At 67.6% G+C, this 5,377-nt stretch carries 5 protein-coding genes; 1 reads left to right on the plus strand and 4 read right to left on the minus strand.

Going from position 1 to position 5,377, the window contains the following annotated elements; genetic code table 11:
• Positions 1-28 precede the first annotated feature (28 nt).
• Entirely contained in the window at positions 29-1,126 is a 1,098-nt protein-coding gene (locus AB4Y84_RS12035) for a Glu/Leu/Phe/Val dehydrogenase dimerization domain-containing protein (RefSeq protein WP_312110677.1), read from the minus strand.
• 275 nt (positions 1,127-1,401) lie between these two features.
• Here AB4Y84_RS12035 and AB4Y84_RS12040 point away from each other — a divergent pair, with 275 nt between their 5' ends.
• Complete coding sequence (locus tag AB4Y84_RS12040; RefSeq protein WP_442250186.1) at positions 1,402-2,481, plus strand: HDOD domain-containing protein; 1,080 nt, start codon at positions 1,402-1,404, stop codon at positions 2,479-2,481.
• A 3-nt stretch (positions 2,482-2,484) separates the two neighbouring features.
• Here the strand turns inward: AB4Y84_RS12040 and AB4Y84_RS12045 are convergent, their stop codons facing one another.
• The 3 genes from AB4Y84_RS12045 to AB4Y84_RS12055 all read right to left on the minus strand — a co-directional run bounded on the left by AB4Y84_RS12045 (position 2,485) and on the right by AB4Y84_RS12055 (position 5,364).
• Entirely contained in the window at positions 2,485-4,053 is a 1,569-nt protein-coding gene (locus AB4Y84_RS12045; protein WP_442250187.1) for a phospholipase D family protein, read from the minus strand.
• Positions 4,054-4,157: 104 nt separating this feature from the next.
• Positions 4,158-4,856 carry an RNA pseudouridine synthase gene (locus tag AB4Y84_RS12050; RefSeq protein WP_025879164.1) on the minus strand — a complete coding sequence of 233 codons (699 nt, stop codon included), beginning with the start codon at positions 4,854-4,856 and terminating at the stop codon, positions 4,158-4,160.
• Positions 4,857-4,902: 46 nt separating this feature from the next.
• On the minus strand, positions 4,903-5,364 hold the full coding sequence (locus tag AB4Y84_RS12055; RefSeq protein ID WP_442250188.1) for a M48 metallopeptidase family protein: 462 nt from the start codon (positions 5,362-5,364) through the stop codon (positions 4,903-4,905).
• Positions 5,365-5,377: the final 13 nt, after the last annotated feature.

The raw sequence follows: 5,377 nt of genomic DNA on the forward strand, positions 1-5,377 counted from the left end.
GCACGCGTCCGGTTGCCGGGGGTGGCGCTCAGCCGCCGCGCAGATTGCCCAGGCGCGGTGTGCTGCGGCCCAGCGGCATCTTCAGCTTGCCGATCGACAGGATGCGCGCTTCTGCGATCCGGTCAGCCGCGCGCTGCGGGGCGATGTTCTCGCGCTGCGACAGCTCGAAGATGCGCGTCAGGTTGTGGTAGATGCTGCGGATCAGCCGCATCGCGCGCTCGCGGTTGTAACCGTCGATTTCCAGCGACACGTTCATCACGCCACCGGCGTTGACCGCGTAGTCCGGCGCATACAGGATGCCGCGCGCATGCAGCTCGTCGCCGATCTCCAGGCTGGACAGCTGGTTGTTGGCGGTGCCACAGATGATCTTCGCCTTGATCCGCGGCAGCGTGTCGGCGTTGATCGCGCCTTCCAGCGCGCACGGCGCGAACACGTCGGCGTTCACTTCGTGGATCTCGTCCGGCTTGACTGCCTCGGCGCCGAAATCGTTGACCGCACGGTCCACCAGCGCGCTGTCCAGATCGGTCACGTACAGCTTGGCGCCACGGTCGCGCAGCAGCTTCACCAGTTCCATGCCGATATGGCCCAGGCCCTGCACCGCGATACTGGTCTTGCCCACTTCCTCATGGCCGAACTTGAAGCGCATCGAGGCCATCAGCGCCTGCAGCGCGCCATAGGCGGTGAACGGGGCCGGATCTCCCGAGCCGCCATGGACCTGGTGCACGCCGGTGACGAACTGGCTCTCCAGGTAGATGTTCTCCATGTCGTTGACGTCGGTGCCGACGTCCTCGGCCGTGATGTAGCGACCGCCCAGCGAATCGACATAGCGGCCGAACGCGCGGAACAGCACTTCGGTCTTGTCGGCCTTGGGGTCGCCGATGATCACCGCCTTGCCGCCACCGACATTGAGACCGGCCAGCGCATTCTTGTAGGTCATCGTGCGGCTCAGCCGCAGCACATCGGCCAGCGCATCGTCGGTGCTGGCGTAGGGGCGCATGCGCACCCCGCCCAGGGCGGGGCCCAGGGTGGTGTTGTGGATGGCGATGATCGCCCGCAGGCCGGCATCCTGGTTGTGGCAGAACACCACCTGTTCGTGGCCGGTGGTTGCGAGGGTTTCGAATAGCATGGGGTCTCCGATGGCGCGATCTGCGGTGAACTGCGGCGAACTGCCAATGAACGGTAGGGTCCGAAAACAAAAAAAGCGACGTCGTCGGTACAGGGGGACGGGTCGCGCGGCGCCATTCTAGTCCATTCGCCCGGGATATGCCGTCGACGCCGGAGGGGTCCGGGTTAAAGAAGATGAAAGTGCGGCCGATGCTGCGACGACGGCAGGTGGCCGGATGTGATGAAGGTGCAGGGGCAGGCCGTGGCAGCAGCAGGACAACGACAGGGTGGGCGGCGATGACCGCAGCGTGGTGGCGATCCGTGCTCCGTTGGCTGTCGCAGCTGACCGGGCAGGCCCCGGCACGTCTGGCCGCAGYCCCCCGCCAGGCCGTGGCCGCTGCGGCGGCCAGTCTGCAAGGTGACGCCTTGCCGGCGGCCGAGGTCGCCGCTCACCTGCAGCGCGGACTGCACGCGCTGGCCCTGTATCCGCGCTTGGCAGGCGAACCGGCGGCGGTCAGCGCATCGGGTCTGGCCGAAGCGGTGGACCGTGCACTGCGGGACCGCGACTGGGCCACCCGGCAGCTGCCGCGACGGCCGCAACTGCTGCCGCAGCTGATCCAGACGGTCAATGACGACGTTGCGTCTGCGCGGGTGATGGCCTCCATCATCGGCCAGGATCCGGTGCTGACCGGCAATCTGCTGCGGATTGCCAACAGCCCGGTCTACAAGGTGCACGAGCGGCCTGTGGAAAGCCTGCAGCGGGCGGTGACCCTGGTCGGCACCGAAGGTGTGCGGCAGATCATCAGCGCAGTGCTGGTGCAGCCGGTGATGCAGGTGCAGTGCGAGGTGTTCCCGCAGTTCAGTTCGATCATCTGGGAGCACGCTCTGCTGGCGTCGCGCGCGGCCGCCGACCACGCCCGCACGGTCACCTTCGGCGATGCCTTCGCTGCGCAATGGCTGGGCCTGGTGCAGGGCCTGGGTGCGGCGCTGGTCATGCGTCAACTGCTGCAGGAAGCACAGGCGCGTGGCGAAGAGGTGGAGCCGGCGCTGGCCCTGCAGTTGCTGCAGCAGTGGTCACTACCGCTGGCACAGCGGGTGGCTGCCGCCTGGGAACTGCCCGAACCGGTGCATCAGGCGCTGGCACCTGACGCTGATGGTCCGCTGGCCGACAGCCTGCGCCTGGCCAGCGCCGCCGCGGCGGCCAGTCTGCTGTGCCGGCACGGGCATGCCAGCCWGGGCCGCATGCTGGCCTTGCTGGAACAGTTGCCGGCAGCGCCGCCGCACGCGCTGCGCTGGATCTGGCGGCGCCTGCATGGGCGCAATGTGGAAACCCTGGACGAAAGCCTGCACGGCGATGGCGAGGGGGCCGCCCCCTGATCGTTACAGCTGGGATTCCAGCGGCAACCAGCTGATCACCCGTGCCGTCCAGCGTTTGCCGAGACTGCTGCCGGGCTCGGCATCGACCCAGTGCGGCGGCGGCTCGCGCTGCAACCAGCGCAGTTCGTCATCAGCGCCCAGTGCCAGCCACCAGCTGTGTTCCGGGCTGGCCAGGCGCAGGTATTCCGAGCGCAGCTGTGCGCCCAGCACTGGGTCGTCGAACAGCACGCCCATCTCGGTGTTGAGATAGGCCGAACGCGGATCGAGGTTGAACGATCCGACGAACCCGCGCCGGTCGTCGACCAGCAATGCCTTGGTGTGCAGGCTGGCGCCGCTGCTGCCGAACAGGCTGCCGTCACCGGCCTGGCCGTTCGCCTTCAGTTCGTACAGCTGCACGCCGGCCTTCAGCAGCGGCACCCGGTAGCCCATGTAGCCACCGTGCACGGCAGCCACATCGTTGGCCGCCAGCGAGTTGGTCACCACGCCTACCTGGGCGCCACGGCCGGCCATCGCCGAAAGTCCGTCCAGCCCTTCGCTGCCGGGGACGAAGTACGGCGAGATCAACAGTGCCTTGTAGCGCGTCGACTGCAGCTGCCGGACCAGTTCGGTGACCAGCCAGTCGTCGTGCGCATCGCCGTGGTGCTTCATCGGTGGATCGGACACGATCCGTACCTGCCTGCTCCAGTGCAGCGGCTCCGGGCTGGCACGCTGGCGCTGGCGCGACTCGGCCACGCGCTGCAGGTACGGTTGGGCCTGCGCATGCAGCGCGTCCAGATCGGACTGGCGCACCAGCTGGCGCAGCTGTGCATCGGTATAGGTCGCCAGCGCCGAGATCGGAATCGCCGCGTCGCTGTTCCAGTAGTCGTCGAAGATCTGGTTGGCCTGCTGCACGGCCGGGCCGGCCACCACGAGGTCCAGGTCCTGGAAATTCACGTCGCTGCGCGCGCTGAAGTATTCCTCGCCGATGTTGCGGCCACCCACGATCGCGATGCGTCCGTCGGCGATCCAGCTCTTGTTGTGCATGCGGTGGTTCACGCTGAAGGCGCGTTGCACCAGCTCCAGCGTGCGGGCGATGCCGCTGCGGTTGCGGAACGGGTTGTACAGGCGAAGCTCGATGTTGGGATGCGCATCGAGCGCCATCATCAGCGCATCCTTGTCCTTGGCATTCATGTCATCAAGCAGGATGCGCACGCGCACGCCACGKTCGGCMGCGTCGTACAGCGCCTTGGCCATCAAGTGGCCGATCAGGTCGTCGTGCCAGATGTAGTACTGCAGGTCCAGGCTGCGGCCGGCGTGCTCGGTGATCATCGCGCGGGCAGCGAACGCATCCATGCCATCGCTGAGGAAGGCCACGCCCGACTGCCCGGGATGGGCGGCCTGCAGGGGCATCATCTGCCGATCAATGGGCGTCTGCGAAGGTTGCAGTGGCAGTACCTGCGATGCTTCGCCGCGCGCCTGCGGGGCCAGGTGGTCGGCCAGCAGCAGGCCGGACAGGACCAGCAGAAGCAGTGCGGCGATGATGATCGCGGCGACGCGCAGCAGGCGTCGCCATAGGGGTTTGCGCAGACTCATGACGCCGATGGTAGATCCACGTCACGCCTGGAGGTAGATCCACGCCATGCGTGGATGACCTGTCACCGGTAGATCCACGCCATGCGTGGATGAAGCGCCGTGGCTCAGAACCGCTCGTCGCTGCCCAGATAGCGCCACTGGCCCACGGCCAGCGGGCCCAGCGCCACCCGGCCGATGCGCAGGCGGCGTACGGCCACGACCTGCAGGCCGGCAGCCGTCACCGCAGTCCTCAGGCCCTTCGCGGTCAGTCCCTTGCCTGCAAAACGCAGGCGCTGCTCGCTCTGCCAGCTGACCTTCGGGCCGCCTGCTTCATGCTGCAGCCGGGCCATCAGCCACGGGCCACGTTCCGGGCCGCCTTCAGCCACTTCGACCAGGTACTCCTGTTCGGTGCGGCCCAGGTTGCGCTGCAGGTGCGCGAGCACCGCCGGATCCTGGCTGACCACCACCAGCCCGTTGTCGTCGGCCGGCAGCGAGGATGCCAGCTGCAGGCCGTGGAAGTGCCGCTGCAGCGGGCGGATGTCACTGGCATCCAGTTCGCTGCGGGTCTCGGTGCGGATCAGCGCGCACAGGGCATCGGCCGGCACGCCAGCCGGTTTGTGCAGCAGCATGCTGGCGCGCTCTGCCTTGCTGTCGCTGGCCTGCTCGGCCACCACGATGCTGGCGCTCTCGTCCACCGGGCGCTGCGGCTGTTCCACCACTTCGCCATCGACGCTGACCCAGCCGCCCTCGATATAGCGCCGCGCTTCACCACGCGGGATGCCGAGCAGGGCGGACAGGCGTTTGTCGAGTCGGGTCGGTTCCATGGCGAAAGGTCGGGCAGGGGGCGCGCAGTGTAGCCGCTACGCCGGCTCAGCGCTGGCCGCGGTTGGCCAGCTCGGTCAGGTACAGGCGGGTATCGAACTCCAGCTGCAAGTAATCCGGCTCCATGTGCTGGCACAGCTGGTAGAAGGCCTTGTTGTGGTCGGCCTCCTTCAGATGGGCCAGCTCGTGCACCACGATCATGCGCAGGAAGGCGGCTGGCGCCTGCCGGAACACGGTGGCGATGCGGATCTCGCGGCTGGCCTTGAGCCGGCCGCCGTGTACACGGGAAATGGCGGTGTGGGTGCCCAGGGCATGCTTGATGACCTCCAGCGTGTTGTCGTAGCAGACCTTGTTGAGCGGCACCGACTTGCGCAGGTAGCGGTCCTTCATGTCCAGGGTGTAGTCGTACAGCTGGCGGTCGCTGCGCACCTCATGCGGGTCGGGGTAGCGCTGCTGCAGCCAGGGGCCGAGCTTGCCCTGCGCCAGCAGATCGCTGACCTGGGCGAMCAGGGGTTCGGGGTAG

Source organism: Stenotrophomonas sp. 2YAF22 (genome assembly GCF_052114665.1).
Taxonomy (GTDB): Bacteria; Pseudomonadota; Gammaproteobacteria; order Xanthomonadales; family Xanthomonadaceae; genus Stenotrophomonas; species Stenotrophomonas indicatrix.